Source organism: Achromobacter veterisilvae, from assembly GCF_900496975.1.
GTDB lineage: Bacteria > Pseudomonadota > Gammaproteobacteria > Burkholderiales > Burkholderiaceae_B > Achromobacter > Achromobacter veterisilvae.
This window is the reverse complement of the sequence record NZ_UFQC01000006.1, coordinates 192,573-212,705: the sequence shown is the minus strand read 5'-3', so window position 1 is coordinate 212,705 and position 20,133 is coordinate 192,573. Positions and strand designations below refer to the sequence as shown.

Genomic DNA, 20,133 nt, shown 5'->3' with positions numbered 1-20,133 from the left:
GTTCGATTCCTAGGCGATAGCCGTTGAAGGAGAGGCGACGAGCCCGGCGCTGACGGCCAGGTGCCACAGGCCGCGCTCGGTGGCGTCCTGCGCCTGCTCGGGCGTGCCCAGGCCGTAGTGCCGCAGGGCCTGGATGTAGCGCTGGCACAGGGCGGGTTCGCCGCAAAGCACGATGCGGGGCTGTTCGCCTTGCTGGCGCAGCATGTCGGCCAGCGACGCGACTTCATGGCCGATGAGCAGGCCCGACAGATAGTCGGCCTGCGACTCGGGCGCCAGTTCGCCGGTCAGGCCCAGCGCGCGGGTGCTGAAAATGGTGGACAGGACGCCGGCGCGGCCGGCGGGGGCGCCGGCCACCTTCAGGCCGCGTTCGAAAGCGGCCATGTCGGCGCTGGCGGCATCGGCCATCGTGCGGCCCAGGATGGTGTGGCCGCGCAGCGCGGCGTAGACCTCGCCGGTCATGAAGGTGTCGAAGTGCGTGACGCGGCCGCGGCGGGCGTTCACCCACTTCGAATGGGTGCCCGGCAGGCCGATCAGCACGCTGTCCGCGCCGGCGACCGCGCGGTCGAACAACACCCCGAAAACCTGGGTCTCTTCGCCGCGCATCACGTTGGGCAGGCCATGGCGCTGGATCAGGCCGGGCACGATATGCACCGGTGTGCCCTTGCGTTCCACCACCGTGAGCAGCGTGCCGATCCGTTTCAGGTCCACCGGCACGTCCAGGTAGGCGGCTTCCTTCCAGCCCTGGGCGCTGCCGACCATGCCGCAGGCGATCACCGGCAGCGAAGGCTCGGCCCGCAGCCAGTCGCCGCAGGCCTGTTCGAACGCCAGCTCGAAACCCGACAGCGCCGCGGTGGCCGCGCCGTCCTGCAGCGGCTGCGGCAGGCGCATGATGCCCCAGGGCAAATGGCGGGTGTCGAGCGTGCGGCCGTCGGCGTCCAGGCGGTAGGCGCGCAACGACGAGGTGCCCCAGTCCAGCGCGATAAGCGCCGCGCGAGCGGGCGATCCGGTAGTCATCAGAAATCTGTCTCGGCTCTGGCCGCGGATCCGGCTGCCGCTTGGGCGGGGTTCCGCGGGCCTTGTTGTCTGATGCCCGGCCGGCGTTGAGGCGAGCGGGCGGGCGATGGGAAAAATTCTAGATCAGCGCTTGAAAAATCTCAAAATATAGAATTAAATCCCACATACAGGGAACGAAATCAAGACGAACACGCCTTGCGCCCGTCGCCTGGAAACTTCTCTTTTCCCCGCATGCCGGCCCAGCCGCGCCGGGTATGCTTCTTCCCCGCCTGTCGCACAGCCTCGATTTTCATGACCGCCACGCAGACCCCCGATCATTCCTCCGCCCTGGATCCCGACGCCGCCGCGCCCGCGGGCACGCAGACGCTGATGCGCGGCCTGGCCGTCGTGCAGGCCGTGTCCGACGGCGCGCGCGACCTGAAGGAAATCTGCGCGCGCATCGGCGTGGCGCGCAGCACCACGCACCGGCTGGCCAGTTGCCTGGTGCAGGAGCGCTATCTGCGGTCCTTGCCCGGCGTGGGCTACGTGCTGGGGCCGAAGCTGATCGAACTGGGATTCCAGGCGCGCGAGGCGTTTCCGATGGCGACGCTGGCGCGTCCGTACCTGGATGGGCTGGCCGAACTGACGGGCGACACCATCCACCTGGCCGTGCGCGACAACGACGAAGTGCTGTACCTGGAGAAGATCCCCGGCAAGAAGGGGCTGGAAATGCGGTCGCGGGTAGGGCACCGCATGCCGCTGGCCGCCACCGGCGTGGGCAAGGCGCTGCTGCTGGATGCCGAAGAACCGCAGTGGAAGGCGTTGCACCGCATCGGCGCGCCGGTATCGTCGCGCGCGCCTGGCGGCCGCCAGACCTGGGAGGCCTTCCGCGACCGCATGCGCGAATACGCGGCGAAGGGGTACGCCTTCGATCTCGAAGACAACGAACCGTCGATCCGCTGCGTGGCGGCGCCGGTGAGGGACGCGTCCAGCGGCATCGTGGCGGCGATCAGCGTGTCCAGCACGGTGCCGTACATGTCGCTGGAACGCATGCGCGAAATGGTCGCCGTGGTGCAGGGCGCGGCGGCGGGGATTTCGGCCGAATTGGGGTGGAAGGTGGAGCGCGCCTGATCCGCCGCGCGCCCCTGGCGCCTTACTCCAGCGGCAGCGTCAGCACGCCCTGCGGCGCGGGGCGCATCATGACGCGGCGGTACCAGGCGGCCAGCGCCGGCGTGTCCGGGCGGTCGATCGGCAGGGCCAGCCAGCGGTGCGCCGAGCAGACCAGCGCGATGTCGCCCATCGTCAGGTGCCGGCCGGCGATGAACTCGCGGCCTTGCAGTGCCTGGTCCAGGATCAGGGCGCGCGCGTTCGAACGCTTCACCGATTTCTCGATGGCGGCCTTGTCGCGCTTGTCTTCAGGCGTGCGGACCAGGCCCAGGAAGGCCGGGCCCATGGCGCCTTGCCATTCCGTGGTCTGCCAGTCCATCCAGCGGTCGGCGTCCGCGCGCAGGCAGGCGTCCTCGGGCCACAGCGTGCCCACGCCGTAGCGCGAGGCCAGGTAGCGCACGATGGCGTTGGATTCCCACAGCACGAAGCCGCCGTCGTCGATGACGGGCACGGTGCGGTTGGGATTCAGCTTGGCGAACTCCGGCGTGTCGACCACGCCGAACGGCCCGCCCGCCTGCGTGAAGGTATGCGGCAGGGCCAGCTCGCGCACGGTCAGCATGACTTTCTGAACGTTGACGGAAGTCAGGCGTCCCCAGATTTTCAACATAACCAGTCCTTTAGGTGTCAGGCGGGCGGCAACTGCCGCCGCGCAAAACCGCTGTCGCGCGAAAAGCGCGTCCAGTTGAAAGCGGGCCCGGGGTCGGTCTTGCGTCCCGGGGCGATGTGTTCGTGGCCCCGGACGGCCGCCAGGGTATGGCGCGCGCGCAGAGCCGGCGTCAGCTTGCGCAGCGCCAGGTATTGCTCGTCGGCGTAGGGCAGGGTGTCGGTGCCCTCGAGTTCGATGCCGATGGAAAAGTCATTGCAGCGCTCCCGGCCCGCGTAGCGCGAAACGCCGGCGTGCCAGGCGCGTTCGTCGGTGGACACGAACTGGATGATGCGGCCGTCGCGGCGGATGAAGAAATGGGCCGACACCCGCAGCCCGCGCAGGCGTTCCAGCCAGGGGTGCGAACCGTAGTCCAGCGTGTTCAGGAACAGCCCGGCGACTTCAGGCCCGCCGAACCGTCCGGGCGGCAGACTGATGTTGTGCAGCACGAGCAGCGAAACCTGCTCGCCCGCGGGCCGCGCGTCGCGGTTGGGGGAGGGCAGGAGCGAAACACCCGGGGCCGGCGCCAGCCAGCCATGACGATCCAGAAGCAAGGCCATGGGAAGAAAGCATGTACGTGGAATCCAACATGCATTATGCCGTGTGGAAAGGCAGGCTTCTATCTGACCCCAGCGGTAGTCTCCGAAGTCCACGAGCCAGACACCCGGGAAGAAGTCCAGGTGTCAGACACCCGAGGAGATGTCCTCCCCCCAGCCTCCGCCATCTCACGGGTGTCTGACACCCCCATGAAGCACGTCAGTGCTTACCCGGCCCCAGCCGCGCATGTTCCGCGGTGCACCAGGTCTGGCCGTTCTGCAGCAGGGCCTCGGAGCGCGGCAAATGGATGCCGCAGTGGGCGCAGCGGACCATGGATTCCAGCGGCTTGGGCTGCGGCGCCCGGCCGCGCGCCGATTTTCCGCCCTGCGCGCCGGCCTGCTTCGCCGCCGCCATGCGGCCGGCGATGCGGGCGACGAACAGCACCGCGATGACCAGAAAAATCCAGAACAGCAACTTGCCCACGTCAACCTCGGTGCAGAATCATTTCCAGCACGAACCGGCTGCCGGTGTAGGCCAGAATCAGGAAACCAAAACCCGTCAGCGTCCAGCGCAGGGCCACGCGGCCGCGCCAGCCCCAGACGTGGCGGCCCGCCAGAAGCACGCCGAACGTCAGCCAGGACAGCAGCGTGAAGACGGTCTTGTGGTCGAACGGCAGGATCTTGCCCGTCAGCTTCATGGACGCTACCGACCCCGTGCCCACCGCCAGGGTCAGCACGACGAAGCCGATCCAGATGATGCGGAACAGCAGTTGTTCCTGCACCAGCAGCGGCGGCTGGGAATCCAGGACGCGGCCCACGATGCTGCGTTCGGCGGGAGCGTCCAGCGGGCGGTGCAGGTGGCGGTCCAGCAGCGCCATCATCATGGCGTGCAGGGCGGCGATGGTGATCAGGCCGTAGGCCGCCAGCGCGATCAGCAGGTGCACGCGCAGCCAGGCGTCGTTGGCGTGGGGCACGTATTGCCCCTGGGGGAAGAGCGCGGCCAGGCCGCTGGCGATGGTGGCGGCCGGCAGCAGCAGCAGTTGCAGGCCGTCTATGCGCACCAGCAGGCTTTCCAGCCAGAACACCACCATGCCGAGCCAGATGGCGGCGGACAGGGCCAGCGCCCACCCGATGAACAGGTGCTGGGCGCCCAGCATGGATTGCTGCAGCCCGACTCCATGGAGGACCAGGGCTCCCAGCAGGCACAGACGGGCGATCTTGCCCGTCTGTTCGACTTCCCCGGCGCCGGCCAGGCGGATCCAAAGCGACCCCCCGAGCACTGCGTACGCCAAGGCAGCCGCCGTGTGAAATACAATGCCTAGTGACATAGAAACCGTTGTCTGGATGGGGCCTGGGGGTGCGTGCCACCCGAAAGCGCGAAATCCGCGCCCGCGGCCACCGTTCAATCAACTAGTTTAAGCGGAAACGCCTCTCATGCTCGATAACCTAACTCAACGCCTTTCGCGCGTCGTCAAGACGCTGCGTGGGGAAGCCCGCCTGACAGAGGCCAACACCCAGGAGATGCTGCGCGAAGTGCGCATGGCGCTGCTGGAAGCCGACGTGGCGCTGCCCGTCGTGCGCGAGTTCGTCGCGCGGGTGAAGGAAAAGGCGCTGGGCGAAGAAGTCGCCGGCAGCCTCAGCCCCGGCCAGGCCCTGGTGGGCGTCGTCCACAAGGAACTGACGGCCCTGATGGGCGGCGACCTGGGCGCCGACTCCGGCGAACTCTCGCTGGCCGTGCAGCCCCCCGCCGTCATCCTGATGGCCGGCCTGCAAGGCGCCGGCAAGACCACCACCACCGGCAAGCTGGCGCGCTGGCTCACCGAAGGCCAGCACACCCAGCACGGCCGCAAGACCGGCAAGAAGAAAGTGCTGGTGGTGTCCGCCGACGTGTACCGCCCGGCCGCTATCGACCAGTTGAAAAGCGTGGCGGCGCAGGTGGGCGTGGACTTCCTGCCGTCCGACCCCAGCCAGAAGCCCGAGGACATCGCCCGCAACGCGGTGGACCACGCGCGCCGCCACCACTATGACGTGCTGATCCTGGACACGGCCGGCCGCCTGGGTATCGACGAGGCCATGATGCGCGAAATCCGCGCCCTCCATGACCTGGTCAAACCGGTCGAAACGCTGTTCGTGGTGGATGCCATGCAGGGCCAGGACGCGGTCAACACCGCGCGCGCCTTCGCTGACGCGCTGCCGCTGACCGGCGTGGTCCTGACCAAGCTGGACGGCGATGCCCGCGGCGGCGCCGCCCTCTCGGTGCGCCACGTCACGGGCAAGCCGCTGAAGTTCGTCGGCGTATCGGAAAAGCTGGACGGCCTGGAGCCGTTCTACCCCGAGCGCATGGCGCAGCGCGTGCTGGGCATGGGCGACATCGTGTCGCTCGTCGAGCAGGCGCAGAAGAACATCGACATCGCCGAAGCCCAGAAGCTGGCCGCCAAGATCAAGTCGGGCAACAAGTTCGACCTGAACGACTTCCGCGACCAGCTCGGCCAGGTCAAGAAACTGGGTGACATGGGCTCCCTGCTGGAAAAACTGCCCGCTCAGTTCCAGCAGGCCGCCGGCCAGTTGCAGGGCGGCCAGGCCGAAAAGCAGTTGCGCCGCACCGAAGGCATCCTGAACTCCATGACGGCGGCCGAACGCGCCAAGCCCGAACTCATCAAGGCGTCGCGCAAGCGCCGCATCGCGGCCGGCTCCGGCGTGCCCGTGCAAGAGGTCAACCGCCTGCTGGCGCAGTTCGACCAGATGCAGGGCATGATGAAGCAGATGAAGAAGGGCGGCATGGCCAAGATGATGCGCGCCATGGGCGGCATGAAGGGCCTGGGCCGCTTCCGGTGATTCCGCGTGTCTGACACCTCGGGTGTCCGACACCGGAAAGCCTCAGGCCTGCTGCCCAAAAAAAATGGCCAGACATTGCGTCTGGCCAAGTAATCGCGGCGAGCAGGGGGCGCTGCCGCGATGCAAGCCGGAAAGCGCATGGGTGCCCTCCGGCTTGTTCGTTTCCGTGCGTCAAGCCAGGGGCGGAATGCGCAGCACCTGGCCCGGGTAGATTTTGTCGGGGCTGGTCAGCATCGGCTTGTTGGCTTCGAAGATCAGCGTGTTTTTCGCGCCCTGGCCCTTGCCGTACTGCGCTTCCGCGATCTTCCACAGGTTGTCGCCCTTTTGCACCGTGTACATCTTGGCTTCGGGCGCGGCCTGCTTCACCTTCAGTTGGTTGTCCACCTGCGCGACGCCCACGGTGTTGCCCAGGGCCAGGGTGATTTTCTCGGCGGCTTCCGTGCTGAGGGCCTCGCCCGCGACCGTGACCTTGTCGCCGTCGACCGAGATCTGCAGGCCGTCGGCATTCAGGCCATGCTTATCCAGCTCTTTCTTCAATTCGTCCGGCGTCGCGGCCTTGGCCTCGCTGGCGCCGAAGAGCTTTTCCCCAACGTCCTTGATGAAATTGAGCAGACCCATAGTGTTTCCTTTATCTATGTTGCGGTGAGAAAACAAAGTGCCATCAGGGCTTGTGGCCCACGAACATCTTGCGCACGATGCCGGCGATCAAGGTAAGCACGGCACCGCCGACGCCGCCGCCGACCACGCTGCCGGCGATCGAAGAAAGATCCAGTCCTGCATTGCCCGCCGCAACCGCTCCGGCTCCCGCGGTGATCATCGGGGCCAGCCAGGAACCGCCCGCCAGGCCGCCGATGGCGCCCGCGATGGTGTTGCCCAATGGCCCCAGATTGAACTGCTGAAGCATTTTCGCCAGGCCATTGCCCCCGGCCGCGCCGGCGACAAGCTGGATGATCAGGTTGATGATGACTGCGGTGTTCATGATGCCTCCTCTGCCCCCGTGGGGCGATGTGCAACGCTAGAACAACAGCAAGACAACAGTGCGAAACCAGCAGGAACGATTATGACTCGCACATTCCCCATGCGACGAGGGGTTAACGTGTAACAGGTTGCTAGCTCGTCGTCAGACTACGCAAGAATGCTGGCCTCTTTGCAGGGAAGGCTCGCGCGCGGACCTAAACCGCATCGGACGGGCGGCTACATGCGCCGAGGGCCGCTGTGTCGGCGGCCCTCGTTTGAAGCGACAGCGCGGCAACGCGCGCGGCGCGGGCGCTCAGCCCCCGCCGACGGCCACCACGATCTCGATCTGGTCGCCGTCGGACAGCGCGGTCTGCGCGTGCTGGCTCTTGGGAACGATCTCGCCGTTGCGTTCCACCGCCACGCGCTTGCCGGCATAGCCCAGGGTATCGAGCAGTTCGTTCACGGTCGTGTCCAGGGGGAACTCCCGTGCGTCTCCGTTCAGGGTGATGTGCATGCAGGTCTCCTTGCCAGTTATCGCGCGTAGGCGTCGGTGGCGGCGATCAGGCGCGCCAGCGTGCCGGGTTCATCGAAGGCGTGGCCCGCGTCCGGGACCAGGTGGAAGTCGGCCTCGGGCCAGGCGCGGTGCAGGTCCCAGGCCGTGCGCGCCGGCGTGCAGACGTCGTAGCGGCCCTGGACAATGGTGCCCGGGACGCTGCGCAGCTTGTGGGCGTCGCGGATCAACTGGCCTTCTTCCATGAAACCGGCGTTCACGAAATAGTGGTTCTCGATGCGGGCAAACGCCAGCGCCGCGCGGTCGGCGGCATGGCTTTGCTGGTGGCGCGGGCTGGGCAGCAGCGTGATGGTGCTGTCCTCCCACTTGCTCCAGGCCTTCGCGGCGCGCAACTGTTCGGCCGGATCGTCGCCCGTCAGACGCTTGTGATAGGCCGCCACCAGGTCGCCGCGCTCGCTTTCCGGAATGGGCGCCAGGTATTCCTCCCAGCGGTCCGGGAAGAGCCACGACGCGCCCTCCTGGTAGAACCACTGGATCTCTGCGCGGCGCAACCCGAAAATGCCCCGCAACACGAGTTCGCTCACGTGGGACACGTGCGTCTCCGCATAGGCCAGCGCCAGCGTTGACCCCCACGATCCGCCGAACACCAGCCACTTGTCCGCGCTCATCACCTCGGTGCGCAGGCGCTCGATGTCCGACACCAGGTGCCAGGTCGTGTTGTTCTCCAGGCTGGCATGCGGCAGCGAACGGCCGCAGCCGCGCTGATCGAACAGCAGCACGTTATAGCGCTGCGGGTCGAACAACTGGCGATGCACGGGCGAACAACCGCTGCCCGGGCCCCCGTGCAGGAACACGGCCGGCTTGCCCTGCGGATTGCCGCAGAGCTCCCAATAGATCTGGTGGCCGTCGCCGGTATCCAGCGTGCCTTGGCGGTAGGGTTCGATAGGCGGATAGAGCATCAGGCGACTCGCTTGAAGATCAGGTCCCAGACGCCATGGCCCAGGCGCAGGCCGCGCGTCTCGAATTTGGTCAGGGGGCGGTAATCGGGGCGCGGCGCGTAGCCGTCCACGGAATTCGCAAGCAGCGGTTCGTTGCTCAGCACTTCCAGCATCTGCACCGCGTAATCTTCCCAGTCCGTCGCGCAGTGGATGTAGCCGCCCGGCGCGATGCGGCTGGCCAACAGCGACACGAAGGGCGGCTGCAACAGCCGGCGCTTGTGGTGCCGCTTCTTCGGCCACGGATCGGGGAAATAGACGTGCACGCCCGCCAGGGAATCGGGCGCGATCATGTCGCGCACCACTTCCACCGCGTCGTGCTGGATGATGCGCAGGTTCTGGATATGGGAATCTTCAATGCGGCGCAGCAGCGAACCCACGCCCGCATTGAATACCTCCACGCCCAGGAAATTGTCGCCGGGACGGGCCAGCGCGATCTTCTCGGTGGTTTCGCCCATCCCGAAGCCGATCTCCAGCACCGTCGGCGCCTGGCGGCCGAAGGCCGCGGCCGGGTCCAGGCGGCGGGCCGCGTAGGGGATGGACCACTGGCCCATCAGGCGCTCCAGCGCCGCCTGCTGGCCTTGCGTAATGTGGCCGCGGCGATGCACGAAGCTGCGGATATGCGTCGCGCCCGGGCTGTTGGGCGCATGCGCGGTACTGGCCAGCGCGGCCTGCGTCTGCGGGGAAACGGCGGCGGACGGCTCATCGCCGCCGGGCGCCGCGGGGGAATTTTCAGGGGTATTCGTATTCATAGCCCGAATTGTAGTGGCTGGCCCGGCGGGCCGGTGTCGCCCGGATGCACTAAATTGGGGACGTATTTGGAATGGCGGCGCAAGGCGGATCCGGCATCGAAACCGGCAACGAAAAACCCGCGCTATAATCGCGGCCTCTGCCCGGGCTTTGCGCCGCGGGTACGACACCCGAGCGGGTGTAGTTCAATGGTAGAACGGCGGCTTCCCAAGCCTCAAGCGTGGGTTCGATTCCCATCACCCGCTCCACGTCAACTTTCCAGCGGCTCAAGCGCCGCTGGTTCCTGTTCGATTCACCACGAGTAGCGATAGCCGAGGTTGAAGGCCCAGGGCCGGTCCATTTGCTTCCCACTGCTGTACTCGTAATCGGTGTACAGCCGGTGGTTAGTGCCAAGCATGGCAGCCAGGCCCAGACCGATGTCGGTGCGCCCGCCCGAATAGTCGGTGTTCGTCGCAATCCCATTGGTACGCACAACGCCTTTGCCCTTAAACTCGTGCGCACGCGCCACTTTGACGTAAGGTTGCAGAACCTTCCCATCGTTCAGCAAGAAGCGTCGACCAATCAGGACACCGCCTCGCAATTGCAACGAATTGCCGCCATCGCCTTCGACAAGCAGCCCGTTGCTCGCTCGATACCGATCGCTGCCAACGCGCACAGTCGATGCGCCCAGCAACGGTTCGACATACCAGTCATCCGCCAGTTGAAATTGCCGCCCGGTCTCCAGGGAGACCCCGACAGCGCCGCGAGAGGACGAGGCGGTAACCGCCTTCCCATCGGTCGCCGTCACGTCAAAATCCTGCAGGATTCGATTGGCCTTGAAGACGCCATCGAGATACCAGCCTCCATCACCTACCCACGTGGCGTAACTACCGACCTGGTAGCTATCTGCTCCGCCTTTCCCATCGTCTGGAAAGCGACGGTCGACATCGCTGTAGCCAACCATTCCCCCCAGATGCCAGCGCCCCGTTGCCGTGGGTAGCGTGACATCGGCGCCGATCATCACGCCACCGACGGTTTGATCGAAATCCCTGCCGCCGCGATTGTCGATCTTTTGTCGCTGCCCGAAGCCCCGGGTCCAGAGTCCGCCAACTCCCTTATCCTGACGCAGTTGTCCCAGGCGTTGCATCAGCGTGGCACTTTCCGCATGCCAGATAGCCTGGGCGGTTCCGGCCGCTGACGTGTTCACTGCTGCATTTGCAGCAGTGGAAAGCGCATTCGCGCCGGGCGGAGCGACCGGCGGCGAAGGCTCCTGCGGCACCGTACCGGAGTGAACCAGGCTCCAGTCGGAAGAGCGGCCGCCCACTGCGTTGTCACTAACGAGCGTATAGCGGTAGGTCCCCACATCCACGGCCTGACCGCGATTGGCCAGCGCAAAGGACCCGGATCCTCCTTCGGTCTGGATAAGCTGAAGGCTGCCGCCAGACGTTGCCGGCTCTGCGCCGCTGTTGGCGACGAGAACACGATGATTTCCTTCAACCGTGCCGCCGATGCGCAGTTTGTCGCTTTGCCCTGAGCCCACGTCGCTGGCCATCTCGAACAATGCGTCACCGGTAAGATCGCCAGTCACGTCGAGCACTTTGAAGGCCTTGCCGGAAGTGTTGAGCGAAACCGTCCCGGACGCCTCGAGATCTTGCACCACCGAGCTATTGCCCACATACCAAACGCTGCTTGAGTCGATCGTCATTTTTTCGACCGAAGAACCGGCCACGTCGCGAAGCGCACCATGCAAACTCGAATGGTCGCGCAACGAGAGACTGACCGAGCCGCGCTCCGGCACGATGTCGCCTTTCAGACGACTGCGCTCGGCGTCGAGAACCACACGCCCTGCGGGAACTGACTGCCCCGACTCATTCCAGTCGACGGTGCGCAAAAGTACTCCTTGGCCGCCGAGAGATCCTCCGATCAACGTCGAGTCGCTTAAGGAGATGCTCAGATCACCGCCGATCGCTTGAATGGCTGCGCCGTCTTTCGCCTCGATGTGGCTTCCTCCGCCGATATTCAAGGTGGCAGGGGAATTGCCAGGAGCAAGGGCGTAATGCCACAGCGCGTCGGCACCTGCGCCATGCGTTTTCACATCGACCGACTCCATCCGGGCATGCTGATCACCCGTGATGACTCCGTGCGCGACGTCCCCATAGGTGTACACCTTGCTGCCGGATATCGACAAACTCCCGGAATCGGACTTCACGCCATGAGCCTCTTTGCCCAGGGTCACGACAGAACCGCCTTCCATCACGAAGTCCGCTCTCGAGACCAATGCTCCCAGACTGCCGGCCCCCAGCGTTTCGATAGCGACATTGCGCATGGTGATGGCCATGGCCTCGCCGTAGCCGTCCGCTATGACTCCGCCGCTCAGATCCCCGTGCACCTTGATGTCACTGTTTTCCAGCGTCATGTCTCCGGCCACGCTGAACACACCGGCGTTCCCGTTCCCATAGGCGTCGATGCGCGAGTCCCTGAGCGTCATCTGGCTATCCCGGCCCTGCATCCAGACACCGGTGTTCAACAGTTGGCTACCCGGCGAACCCACACTGATGTGCACTCGATCCAGGGTGGCTTGGGTATTCTGCCCCAGGACTTTGATCCCCATGCCGGATTCCGACCGTATTGAGGAGTCGCGAATGTCAGCGGCTATCGGCGAGTGGGAACCTGCCCAGGGAGAGCCGAGCTGTATCGCATCGCTATAGGCAACAATACTGCCATCGCTGAACGTCACACTTCCGCCAAAGACGGCCATCCCGATACCTTGCGCGGAAACGATGTCCGTGCCCGACGCCGCCATTGTGCTTTCGTGCAGAGAGACGCCGGTGCTGTTCTGCCCGAGCGTGTTTATCGAGACCTTATCCAGTTCTATGTGCGCACCGTCGGTCGCGCACACAGCCGTAGCTTCAAACCCCGAAGTGCCGACCTCGCCGCCGCGTACGGAAATCCAGCTATCCGCACCGTTGGCACTCAGCGCATGGGTAAAGTCGTCATGCGTCATCGCGGCACTACCGACCAGGTCAGCTTTCCCCCCGGTGGAGACGTTGACGGCATTGGCGTTACGGCCGTGCGTGACGATCTGACTGTTGACGACCGTGGCACTCCCGCCGTTGCGCACCGTCACGCCGTGCTCCTCATGACCGGAGGTCTTCACCGTCGAATCGACGACTGTCTTTTCCTCTCCATCAGCAAGGATAGGCTGTTCGCCAGTGGCGAAGATCCACGCTGGCGCATTGCTGAGTGTCCTCGGTCCGGATGGAACCGCTATACCGGTCTGCCACACTCTGGAATACTCATTGCGTCTGTCGACAACTTCAGTCGAGGCACCCATCGACGTGGCGGGAAACAATGCGGAAAGCAAAGCAAGGGAAAGAGGTGAAGTAGATTTCGATTTCATCAAGGGTCTTGGATTTGGCCCCCCGCGACTTGGCAACAGGTCGAGCGGGAAAGGCGAAGGCCGTGCCTATAGGGACAGGTCACGGATGTCGTGGAAACGACGGAGGGCACTTCAAGGGTGAGAGGGCGCTAGCAGCGTAGTGACGCGTTTCGGGAGGCTTGGTGCCTACCGCAAGGGGAAAATTCTGGAGAAGTTCATGCACCCGGGAAATAAGACATTTCTCAAAAATTGCGAGAAAAACGCCAATACGCATGCGCAGCCCGAGATGGCTTCTGAACAAAAGTTGATGCAAGGAAATGTGTCGAATCAGGCCGAGGTCTGGATCATTGACACCTCGACCTGACGCCTTCCAGCAGCAAGAGGCGCCTGCCTCAGCACTGCAAACGTTCATCCAAGGTGACACTCGAAATTCACCTACCGGAGATCGTGCGCTGCTATCGGGCTTTCCTGTCGAACGTCATCCCACCGGCATCACACATCGGATGCTGACCCTGTTCGTGTTGGGCGTGACGTTTGCCGCTGGCTGCCGCTCCCTCGGTCTTCGGCGCCAGTCTGGCGCTTGAACGCGGACCGTTGCCTATGGTTCCGCGCCCACCGGTTCCAGGCAGAGATTGTTGAGCGGTTGCTTCGCGAACAGGCTGGTGGGGCCGTCGAGAAGATATCCGTGCAGCCGTTGTCGTAGCGGAACATCCCTCCGTGTTCGCCCAACGGCCTGGCGCCGCTCAGGCGCTCGTAGACGCCGTTAGGTCCCACATAGTCCGCAGGCCTGGGGATGAAGCCCAAGCCCATGATGTAGTCCACCTGAACCTGCCCGGGCACTTTCGGTCGATCGAAAAATGCGAAGTGCGCGCATGTCCAACAGCTCGCGCAGTGTGGCTTACGCAGCGGAGCTCCAGGGTGGCAGGAACAGAACCGTATTACCGGCCTTTCAGGAGCAACCGTCTGGTGCGGAAGGACCGGAACACTAAGCCGTAGCAGCGGCGGCCAGCGCGGTCGCGATCATAGGATGCCCGGGGTGGCCGTCTGGACCATCGCCAATGTCGAAAACTGGCTACCCCAGCACGCCATGCCGCGCGCGGTACTAGTCAACTCGCGGCGCATGCCCCTGCTAGGCTCGGTTCTCCAGTTCGCCGCGTCCTGGAGTCTCGGCCGCCGGATACCGCGTCCTTTCGGGGGTATTCGCGCTTGACGGGCGAACGCTGGGCTAAAGAAGGAACTACAGGTGGAAATCGCCCGCGGCTTCCGGCTGGTAAAGCACTTTCCGGATCCCAATCCGGCGGGTCCGGTCCGAAATTCGCCAATCGATGGCGTCCCCCTCCTGATAGCCCAGGATGGCGGCGCCAATATCGGAACACACGGAATACTTCCCGGCGCTGCTGTCCGCGTCTTCAGGGTAGACCAGGGCCACTTCGATTTCTTCGTCGTCCAGTTGCAGCAAGGCCCTGGAGTTCATCGTGACGACATTGCCCGCCACCTGCTGCGGCTTGACGACAATGGCCCGCTCAAGTTCGTGTTCGAGTTCGACAACGGCCGGGCCTTGCTCGAACTCGATCAGATTCTTGAGCCGGGCCTTGTCGATTTCAGTGATGTAGATCTCGGTGGAATCGCCAACGGCACCTTCCCGCAGGAACCGGAGGTAGCGCCCCGCCGTCATGGAAAAGGACTTCAAGGTCGGCGTTTCGCTCTCAAGCAGAAAGCCGCTGCGCACAAAGGCTTTCAGCGAGCGCGCGTTGTCCGGGTGGATCTTGGCGATGAGCTTCTCGGCCCGCATGTCGAGGAAGGCCAGTTTCATGCCTTCGCGGATCGTGCTGGCGCCAAGGTTTCGGCCCCATTTGTCGCATTCTCCGATGACCAGGACGATCTCGCAGTCCGGGCCGGTCTTGATGAGACGGACAAAGCCCACCGGGGCGTCATGCCGGTCATAGGCCATGAAGAATCGGCCGCCCTGGTTGAATAGATGGGTCAGGATCGGCAATTGAGTCCGATCGATGGCTTGCTCGATGAAGCGGGAGACATGGCGCGAATCGCTCAGATAGCAGGTAACGCGCTCATCTTCCAACCAATCCATCAGCGTCAGCGCGTGTGCTCGAGTGATTTCCGGGCACAGCGAAATGAAAGGCTTGTTCATCTTCACCACACTTATTTGTAAAGGATGAAAGCCCTTCATGGCTATGGCCATGACGGTTCTTTCGATAACGCGCTCATTTTAAGGCGGAACGCGAGTGGGCGTCGAACAGCCCCCGGGAAGAGCGGGCATGCGACCTGCCGCGGGCAGCCGCGGGGCTCTCGGTTCCCCGCGATTCCCGCGGACGCCGTGTGGACGGCGTTTGTCGCATCCCGTTCGCGAATGCGCGTCAATCAGGGTAGTAGCCCTGGCGGATATCGTTTTCGCGGGCGAGCGGTGAGCGCAGCTCGGGGTCTCCATAACCTCCCCCGCCGGGCGTGTAGACCTCGATCACGTCGCCTGCCTGCATGACGATTCCCTGGTCCTTGGAGACATGCGCGGGGACATAGGCCGTGCCATCGCGATAGACCGTGACTCGCGTGCGTCCGCCGTCCTTGCCGCCTGCCGCGCCAGGCGGGCCGAATTTTCCGTGATCCATGACCATGGAGGCCCGCGCCGAGCCTGCTCGCAGGCGGATGCGATAGTGGATGCCCATGCCGCCACGAAACTCGCCGAGCCCGCCAGAGCCTTCGTGGATAGCGTAGCGCTCGAAGAGAACGGGATAGAGTTGTTCCTGCACTTCGACAGGAGCCGCCTTGGAAATCCCGATGGTGGAGCAGCCATTGGTCAGCCCATCGCCTCCGGGATGGCCGCCATAGCCGCCGCCGGAGATGACGTACATGACGTAGGATCGTCCGTGCATGGGGTCATCGCCACCGATGGCGAGATTGGCGGTCGTGCCCGCGGGCGCGGCGAACAGTCGGTGCGGAATCGCCTTCTGCAAGGCGTCGAAGACCGCCTCGGCGATGCGCTGGCTGACCTCCGCGGCGCAGCCGGATACCGGCCGAGGATACTTCGCATAGAGGAAGGTGCCTTCGGGATCCTCGATGCGTAGCGGTTCGAACAGGCCCGCGTTGATGGGCAACTCCGGGAAAACGTGCTTGATCGCCAGGTAGACGGACGAGCGGGTCGTGGCGATGACGCTGTTCATGGGGCCGGCGCACGGCGGGCTGGAGTCGCTCAGATCGAAGTGCATCAGTTCGCCTTCCTTGCGGATGCGAACGGACACTTTCAGCGGTTGGTCCTGGACGCCGTCTGAATCCAGGAAGGCCTGGCCGTGGTACTCGCCGTCGGGAATGGCAGCGATCACGGCGCGCGTCTGGACGGAGGCCTGACGCTTGAGCTCTTCAACGGCGGCGTCGACGGTGTCCAGGCCGTACCGGTCCAGCAACTGGGTCAGCCGGCGCTCGCCGATGGCCAGCGCGGCAGCCTGGGCCTTGATATCGCCGATGCGCTGCTCGGAGATGCGGATATTGGACATCAGGATGGACAGGATTTCCGGATCCAGCTCCCCCTTCTTGTACAGCTTGACCGGCGGCAGACGCAGCCCTTCTTGCTCGATTTCGGTGGCGTGGGCGGAGAATCCGCCGGGAACCATGCCGCCCATGTCGGGCCAATGGCCGGTGTTGGCCAGCCAGGCGTAGAGCTTGCCGCGATAGAAGTAGGGCTTGACGAAGCGTACGTCCATCAGATGCGTCCCGCCCAGATAGGGATCGTTGACCATGAAGATATCGCCGGGGGCGATGTCCTTGGCCAGGGCGATCACGGCCTGGGTGGAGAACTGCATGGTGCCCACGAAGATGGGCAGGCCCAGCTCTCCTTGGGCAATGAGTTCGCCGCTGTCGCGGTGGTAGATGCCGTTGGAACGGTCCTGCGATTCGGAAATGATGGGCGAGAAGGCCGCGCGGCAATGCGCGAGGTCCATTTCATTGCATACCTGGTGCAGTCCGCTCTGGATGACGGTCAGCGTCACGGGATCGATGTGAGTCATGGGAGTGCATCTGCCCTAGAGAGTGATGATGAGATTGCCGTAGGCGTCGCCGCGGGCATGCGCGCCGGGATCGATAACGGTGGTCGCGTCCAGTTGCTCAATGATCGCGGGACCGCGCAGGCCTTCGGCGGGAATGTGCTCGCGCGCATAGATGGGCGTGTCGATCCAGCCGGTTTCTGAAAACCACACCTGGCGGCGCCGTGGCGCGATGGCTGCGGCGCCCGTGCTGCGCAGCGAGTCCAGCGATATGGCATGGCGTTTGCCGACGAGGCTGGTGTCCAGCGTCACCAACACGGGACGCAGTTCGGAAAGTTCGACCTGGAAGCGTTGCCAGTAGGCGCGGGCGAAGGCCTCCTGTAGTTGGGTGATAGTGGCGGCGCCTGCTTCGATGGCCACCGTCAGCAGATGGCTTTGGCCCTGGAACTGCATCTGCGCGTGGTGGAAGATCTCGATGTCGGAAACGGCGATGCCGTCGCGTTCGATGGCGGCATGTCCAAGGGCGATCTGGTCTTGCAGGCAGGCTTGCAGATCGGCGTCCGTCAGGTCCTTGAGCGATCTGTTGAATGACTTGACGAAGTCGTGCCTCACGTCCGCCACCAGGCAGCCCAGCGCGTTGGTCAGCCCGGGACGCACGGGAATGAGCACGGTCGGTATGGCAAGCTCGCGTCCCAGCGCCACGGCATGCAGCGGCCCGGCGCCGCCGAAGGCGAAGAGCGCGAAATCGCGAGGATCGTAGCCGCGCGCAAGGCTGACCAGACGCACGGCGCCGGCCATGTTGTTGTTGCCGATCTGCAGAATGGCCGCCGCGGCCTGCACCGCGTCCAGCCCCAGGGGGCGGCCGATGCTTGCTTCGATGCGCGCGGCAACCTCATCCACGCTGACCGCGCGGTCGACAGCGAGCAGCCGGTCAGGGTCTAGGCGTCCGAGCACCAGATTGGCGTCGGTCAGGGTGGGGAGTTCGCCGCCGTGCCCATAGCAGATGGGGCCGGGGCGGGCGCCCGCGCTGTCGGGCCCGACGCGCAGCAGGCCGCCGGCCTGCACGCGGGCGATGGATCCGCCGCCCGCGCCGACGGTATGGACATCGACCATCGGCACGTGCAGGGGCATGCCGTACTCGAGCTCCAGCTCGCTGGATACCTTGGGCACGCTGTTTTCGATGAGCGCGACATCGGAAGATGTCCCGCCCATGTCGTAGGTGATCAGATTCGGGTAACCCGACATCCTGCCGGAATAGGCGGCGGCCATGACTCCCGACGCGGGCCCGGACATCACGGTGTTGATGGCCGCGCGCGAGATGGTGCGCGCCGAGACGGTCCCGCCATTGCCTTGCATCACCAGCAAGTCGTTGCGAAAGCCCGCTGCCGTGAGGCTGTTCTGCAGGCGGTCGATGTAGCGGTCGAGAATCGGCTGAACCGAGGCGTTGACGGCGGCGGCGGTGCCGCGTTCGAACTCGCGGAACTCGGAAATGATGGTGTGGCCCGCGGTGATGTAGTCATTGGGCCAATGCTGGCGCGCCAGTTCCAGGGCGCGCAGTTCGTGCGCGGGATTCGCGTAGCTGTGCAGGAAGTGGATGACCAGCGCTTCCGCGCCGGTCTCCGCGAGTTCCCGCACCCGGGCCACGAATGCGTCCTCGTCCAGCGGCGTCAGCACCTTGCCCTGGGCGTCCATGCGTTCGGGAACTTCGCGCCGCAATTCGCGGGGAATGAGCGGCACGAAACTGCCTGTCAGGCCGTAGGCTTGCGGCCGCGTGCGCCGGCCCAGTTCGAGCACGTCGCGGAATCCGTCGGTAGTGATCAATCCGACCTTGGCGAGCTTGCGTTCAAGCACGGCATTGGTCGTGGTGGTGGTGCCATGGACGATGGTGTCCACGCGTTCCAGCGGAACCTCGGTGCGGCGCAGCGCCTCGAGCACGCCAAAAGCCTGGTTCTCCAGCGTGCTGGGAACCTTGGAGATGCGCACCGCGCCGGACTCGTCATCCACCAGGATGAGATCGGTGAAGGTGCCGCCTACATCTATGCCAACGGTAACGGTCATGCCAGCACCTCTTCGCGGCGCAGGACATTGAGCGCTTCATGCGCGGTCTCGATGATCTGGGCGATGTCCTGGTCCCGCATGGGCGTGGACAGGGCGATCAGGCCATAGCTGGCCATCAGCACGCCGCGGTTCAGCATTTCGCGGTTGAAGCGCGCCATGGCCCGGGCTTGTTCCGGACTGGGGTAGGCATCCCGGTAGTTGCTCAGTCTGCCTGTCTTCAGATGCAGCTTGACCAGCGAACCCAGGCCGGTGGCCTGGCCCGCGATGCCGGCATCGGCGAAAGCCTGGTTCAGCCCCAACCGCAGCATGTCGCCGTGGCGGTCGAGCTTGGCATAGGCGGCGTCATCCAGCAGTTGCATGGCTGCAAGCCCGCTCACCATGCTTACGGGATTGGCCGAGAAGGTACCGCCGTGGGGCACGGCCGGGCGGCCTCCGCTTGGGTCGAAGACTGCCATTACGTCGGCGCGTCCCGCCACACCGCCCACGGGAAAGCCGCCGCCCATGATTTTTCCGACGGTCGTGAGGTCGGGGGTGACGCCCAGCCGCGATTGCGCGCCGCCGGGAGCCAGGCGCAGTGTGATGACTTCGTCGATGATCAGCAGAATGCCGAGTTCCGCCGTTACCCGGCGCAGCATGAGCAGGTATTCGGCGCTGGCGGGAATCAATCCGACCCGGTTGGGCAGGAGGTCGATCAGCACGCCGGCCAGGCTGGCTCCGTGTGCGCGCAGCAGGGCCTCGGTGGCCTGGCAGTTGTTGAAGGGCAGCACCACGACATCGGACGTCACGCCTTGCGGCGTTCCCTGGGAGTGCGCCACCGACGCGGGCGCGGCTGCGTCGCCCCAATTCGCGGGGCTCGCATCCAGACTGGTTTCAGCATAGTCGTAAGAACCGTGATAGGCCCCCTCGACCTTCGCGATCCTGGGCCGTCCGGTATAGGCGCGGGCGGCTTTCAACGCCATCATCACGGCTTCGGTTCCCGAGTTGGTGAAGCGGATGTGTTCGATACCCGGCACGCGTTCGGCCAGCAGCTCGGCCAGCGCGATCTCGCTTTCGGTCGGCATGCCGAACGCGGTTCCCAGGTCGATTTGGCGGTGCGCGGCCGCGGCCAGTACAGGATGCGCGTGTCCGTGGATAAGCGCCGTGAAGTTGTTGATGCAGTCGATCAATTCATTGCCGTCTACGTCATGGACGCGGCAGCCGGCGCCGTGCGCGGCGTAGACGGGGTAGGGCGACAAATAGACGGTCGTGCGGGTATTGCCGCCGGGAAGGGTGCGCTTGGCGCGCGTGTGCAGCGCCTGTGAACGGGAGGAAGGATCGGGATACATGGTTCTCTCAAGC

The 20,133-nt window shown here is 64.9% G+C and carries 17 protein-coding genes and 1 tRNA gene; 3 read left to right on the top strand and 15 right to left on the bottom strand.

The window, feature by feature from the left end; all coding sequences use genetic code 11:
* Positions 1 to 9: 9 nt before the first annotated feature.
* Entirely contained in the window at positions 10 to 1,014 is a 1,005-nt protein-coding gene (locus AVE30378_RS07555; RefSeq protein WP_129240159.1) for a 2-dehydro-3-deoxygalactonokinase, read from the bottom strand.
* 291 nt (positions 1,015 to 1,305) lie between these two features.
* Between AVE30378_RS07555 and AVE30378_RS07550 the strand changes: the two genes are divergently transcribed.
* Positions 1,306 to 2,124, top strand: a complete 819-nt coding sequence (locus tag AVE30378_RS07550) for an IclR family transcriptional regulator (RefSeq protein WP_129240158.1) — start codon at positions 1,306 to 1,308, stop codon at positions 2,122 to 2,124.
* Between the two features lie 22 nt (positions 2,125 to 2,146).
* On the opposite strand, the gene AVE30378_RS07545 is transcribed toward AVE30378_RS07550, so the two are convergent.
* From AVE30378_RS07545 to AVE30378_RS07530, 4 genes are all read right to left on the bottom strand, one after another.
* Positions 2,147 to 2,767 carry a glutathione S-transferase family protein gene (locus AVE30378_RS07545; protein ID WP_129240157.1) on the bottom strand — a complete coding sequence of 207 codons (621 nt, stop codon included), beginning with the start codon at positions 2,765 to 2,767 and terminating at the stop codon, positions 2,147 to 2,149.
* A 17-nt stretch (positions 2,768 to 2,784) separates the two neighbouring features.
* Positions 2,785 to 3,363 (bottom strand): 1,6-anhydro-N-acetylmuramyl-L-alanine amidase AmpD, encoded by a 579-nt coding sequence (gene ampD, locus AVE30378_RS07540; RefSeq protein ID WP_129240156.1) that lies wholly within the window; start codon positions 3,361 to 3,363, stop codon positions 2,785 to 2,787.
* A 196-nt stretch (positions 3,364 to 3,559) separates the two neighbouring features.
* Positions 3,560 to 3,823 (bottom strand): PP0621 family protein, encoded by a 264-nt coding sequence (locus tag AVE30378_RS07535; RefSeq protein ID WP_129240155.1) that lies wholly within the window; start codon positions 3,821 to 3,823, stop codon positions 3,560 to 3,562.
* A 1-nt stretch (position 3,824) separates the two neighbouring features.
* Positions 3,825 to 4,667, bottom strand: coding sequence for a cytochrome C assembly family protein (locus tag AVE30378_RS07530; RefSeq protein ID WP_129240154.1), 843 nt, complete (start codon positions 4,665 to 4,667; stop codon positions 3,825 to 3,827).
* Between the two features lie 106 nt (positions 4,668 to 4,773).
* Here AVE30378_RS07530 and ffh point away from each other — a divergent pair, with 106 nt between their 5' ends.
* Positions 4,774 to 6,174 (top strand): signal recognition particle protein, encoded by a 1,401-nt coding sequence (gene ffh, locus AVE30378_RS07525; protein WP_129240153.1) that lies wholly within the window; start codon positions 4,774 to 4,776, stop codon positions 6,172 to 6,174.
* A 171-nt stretch (positions 6,175 to 6,345) separates the two neighbouring features.
* Here ffh and lysM read toward each other — a convergent pair whose 3' ends face one another.
* The 5 genes from lysM to trmB form a co-directional block, all read right to left on the bottom strand.
* Positions 6,346 to 6,792, bottom strand: a complete 447-nt coding sequence (gene lysM / locus AVE30378_RS07520) for a peptidoglycan-binding protein LysM (RefSeq protein ID WP_129240152.1) — start codon at positions 6,790 to 6,792, stop codon at positions 6,346 to 6,348.
* A 43-nt stretch (positions 6,793 to 6,835) separates the two neighbouring features.
* Positions 6,836 to 7,153 (bottom strand): hypothetical protein, encoded by a 318-nt coding sequence (locus AVE30378_RS07515; protein WP_129240151.1) that lies wholly within the window; start codon positions 7,151 to 7,153, stop codon positions 6,836 to 6,838.
* Between the two features lie 291 nt (positions 7,154 to 7,444).
* Positions 7,445 to 7,645: a sulfur carrier protein ThiS gene (thiS, locus tag AVE30378_RS07510; RefSeq protein ID WP_129240150.1), complete on the bottom strand. Its 201-nt coding sequence runs from the start codon at positions 7,643 to 7,645 to the stop codon at positions 7,445 to 7,447.
* Between the two features lie 17 nt (positions 7,646 to 7,662).
* Positions 7,663 to 8,601, bottom strand: coding sequence for a prolyl aminopeptidase (gene pip / locus AVE30378_RS07505; protein ID WP_129240149.1), 939 nt, complete (start codon positions 8,599 to 8,601; stop codon positions 7,663 to 7,665).
* Positions 8,601 to 9,389: a tRNA (guanosine(46)-N7)-methyltransferase TrmB gene (gene trmB, locus AVE30378_RS07500; protein WP_129240148.1), complete on the bottom strand. Its 789-nt coding sequence runs from the start codon at positions 9,387 to 9,389 to the stop codon at positions 8,601 to 8,603. The genes pip and trmB overlap by 1 nt, the downstream gene beginning before the upstream one ends.
* A 172-nt stretch (positions 9,390 to 9,561) precedes the next feature.
* Between trmB and AVE30378_RS07495 the strand changes: the two genes are divergently transcribed.
* A tRNA-Gly gene (locus AVE30378_RS07495) sits at positions 9,562 to 9,635 on the top strand.
* A gap of 44 nt (positions 9,636 to 9,679) precedes the next feature.
* Here AVE30378_RS07495 and AVE30378_RS07490 read toward each other — a convergent pair.
* From AVE30378_RS07490 to AVE30378_RS07470, 5 genes are all read right to left on the bottom strand, one after another.
* On the bottom strand, positions 9,680 to 12,766 hold the full coding sequence (locus AVE30378_RS07490; protein ID WP_129240147.1) for an autotransporter outer membrane beta-barrel domain-containing protein: 3,087 nt from the start codon (positions 12,764 to 12,766) through the stop codon (positions 9,680 to 9,682).
* 1,216 nt (positions 12,767 to 13,982) lie between these two features.
* On the bottom strand, positions 13,983 to 14,945 hold the full coding sequence (locus tag AVE30378_RS07485) for a bifunctional GNAT family N-acetyltransferase/nucleoside diphosphate kinase regulator (protein WP_129240146.1): 963 nt from the start codon (positions 14,943 to 14,945) through the stop codon (positions 13,983 to 13,985).
* A 175-nt stretch (positions 14,946 to 15,120) separates the two neighbouring features.
* On the bottom strand, positions 15,121 to 16,761 hold the full coding sequence (locus AVE30378_RS07480) for a hydantoinase B/oxoprolinase family protein (RefSeq protein ID WP_129240145.1): 1,641 nt from the start codon (positions 16,759 to 16,761) through the stop codon (positions 15,121 to 15,123).
* A gap of 15 nt (positions 16,762 to 16,776) precedes the next feature.
* Positions 16,777 to 18,795 carry a hydantoinase/oxoprolinase family protein gene (locus tag AVE30378_RS07475; RefSeq protein ID WP_129240144.1) on the bottom strand — a complete coding sequence of 673 codons (2,019 nt, stop codon included), beginning with the start codon at positions 18,793 to 18,795 and terminating at the stop codon, positions 16,777 to 16,779.
* Complete coding sequence (locus AVE30378_RS07470; protein WP_129240143.1) at positions 18,792 to 20,120, bottom strand: aspartate aminotransferase family protein; 1,329 nt, start codon at positions 20,118 to 20,120, stop codon at positions 18,792 to 18,794. Before AVE30378_RS07470 ends, AVE30378_RS07475 begins: the two co-directional genes overlap by 4 nt.
* Between the last annotated feature and the right edge of the window lie 13 nt (positions 20,121 to 20,133).

Coding starts and splice junctions, on each gene's coding strand:
- AVE30378_RS07475 (WP_129240144.1), bottom strand. CDS start 18,795: ATGACCGTTACCGTTGGCATAGATGTAGGCGGCACCTTCACCGATCTC.
- lysM (WP_129240152.1), bottom strand. CDS start 6,792: ATGGGTCTGCTCAATTTCATCAAGGACGTTGGGGAAAAGCTCTTCGGC.
- AVE30378_RS07515 (WP_129240151.1), bottom strand. CDS start 7,153: ATGAACACCGCAGTCATCATCAACCTGATCATCCAGCTTGTCGCCGGC.
- AVE30378_RS07530 (WP_129240154.1), bottom strand. CDS start 4,667: ATGTCACTAGGCATTGTATTTCACACGGCGGCTGCCTTGGCGTACGCA.
- AVE30378_RS07470 (WP_129240143.1), bottom strand. CDS start 20,120: ATGTATCCCGATCCTTCCTCCCGTTCACAGGCGCTGCACACGCGCGCC.
- ffh (WP_129240153.1), top strand. CDS start 4,774: ATGCTCGATAACCTAACTCAACGCCTTTCGCGCGTCGTCAAGACGCTG.
- pip (WP_129240149.1), bottom strand. CDS start 8,601: ATGCTCTATCCGCCTATCGAACCCTACCGCCAAGGCACGCTGGATACC.
- AVE30378_RS07545 (WP_129240157.1), bottom strand. CDS start 2,767: ATGTTGAAAATCTGGGGACGCCTGACTTCCGTCAACGTTCAGAAAGTC.
- ampD (WP_129240156.1), bottom strand. CDS start 3,363: ATGGCCTTGCTTCTGGATCGTCATGGCTGGCTGGCGCCGGCCCCGGGT.
- trmB (WP_129240148.1), bottom strand. CDS start 9,389: ATGAATACGAATACCCCTGAAAATTCCCCCGCGGCGCCCGGCGGCGAT.
- AVE30378_RS07555 (WP_129240159.1), bottom strand. CDS start 1,014: ATGACTACCGGATCGCCCGCTCGCGCGGCGCTTATCGCGCTGGACTGG.
- thiS (WP_129240150.1), bottom strand. CDS start 7,645: ATGCACATCACCCTGAACGGAGACGCACGGGAGTTCCCCCTGGACACG.
- AVE30378_RS07490 (WP_129240147.1), bottom strand. CDS start 12,766: ATGAAATCGAAATCTACTTCACCTCTTTCCCTTGCTTTGCTTTCCGCA.
- AVE30378_RS07550 (WP_129240158.1), top strand. CDS start 1,306: ATGACCGCCACGCAGACCCCCGATCATTCCTCCGCCCTGGATCCCGAC.
- AVE30378_RS07480 (WP_129240145.1), bottom strand. CDS start 16,761: ATGACTCACATCGATCCCGTGACGCTGACCGTCATCCAGAGCGGACTG.
- AVE30378_RS07485 (WP_129240146.1), bottom strand. CDS start 14,945: ATGGCCATAGCCATGAAGGGCTTTCATCCTTTACAAATAAGTGTGGTG.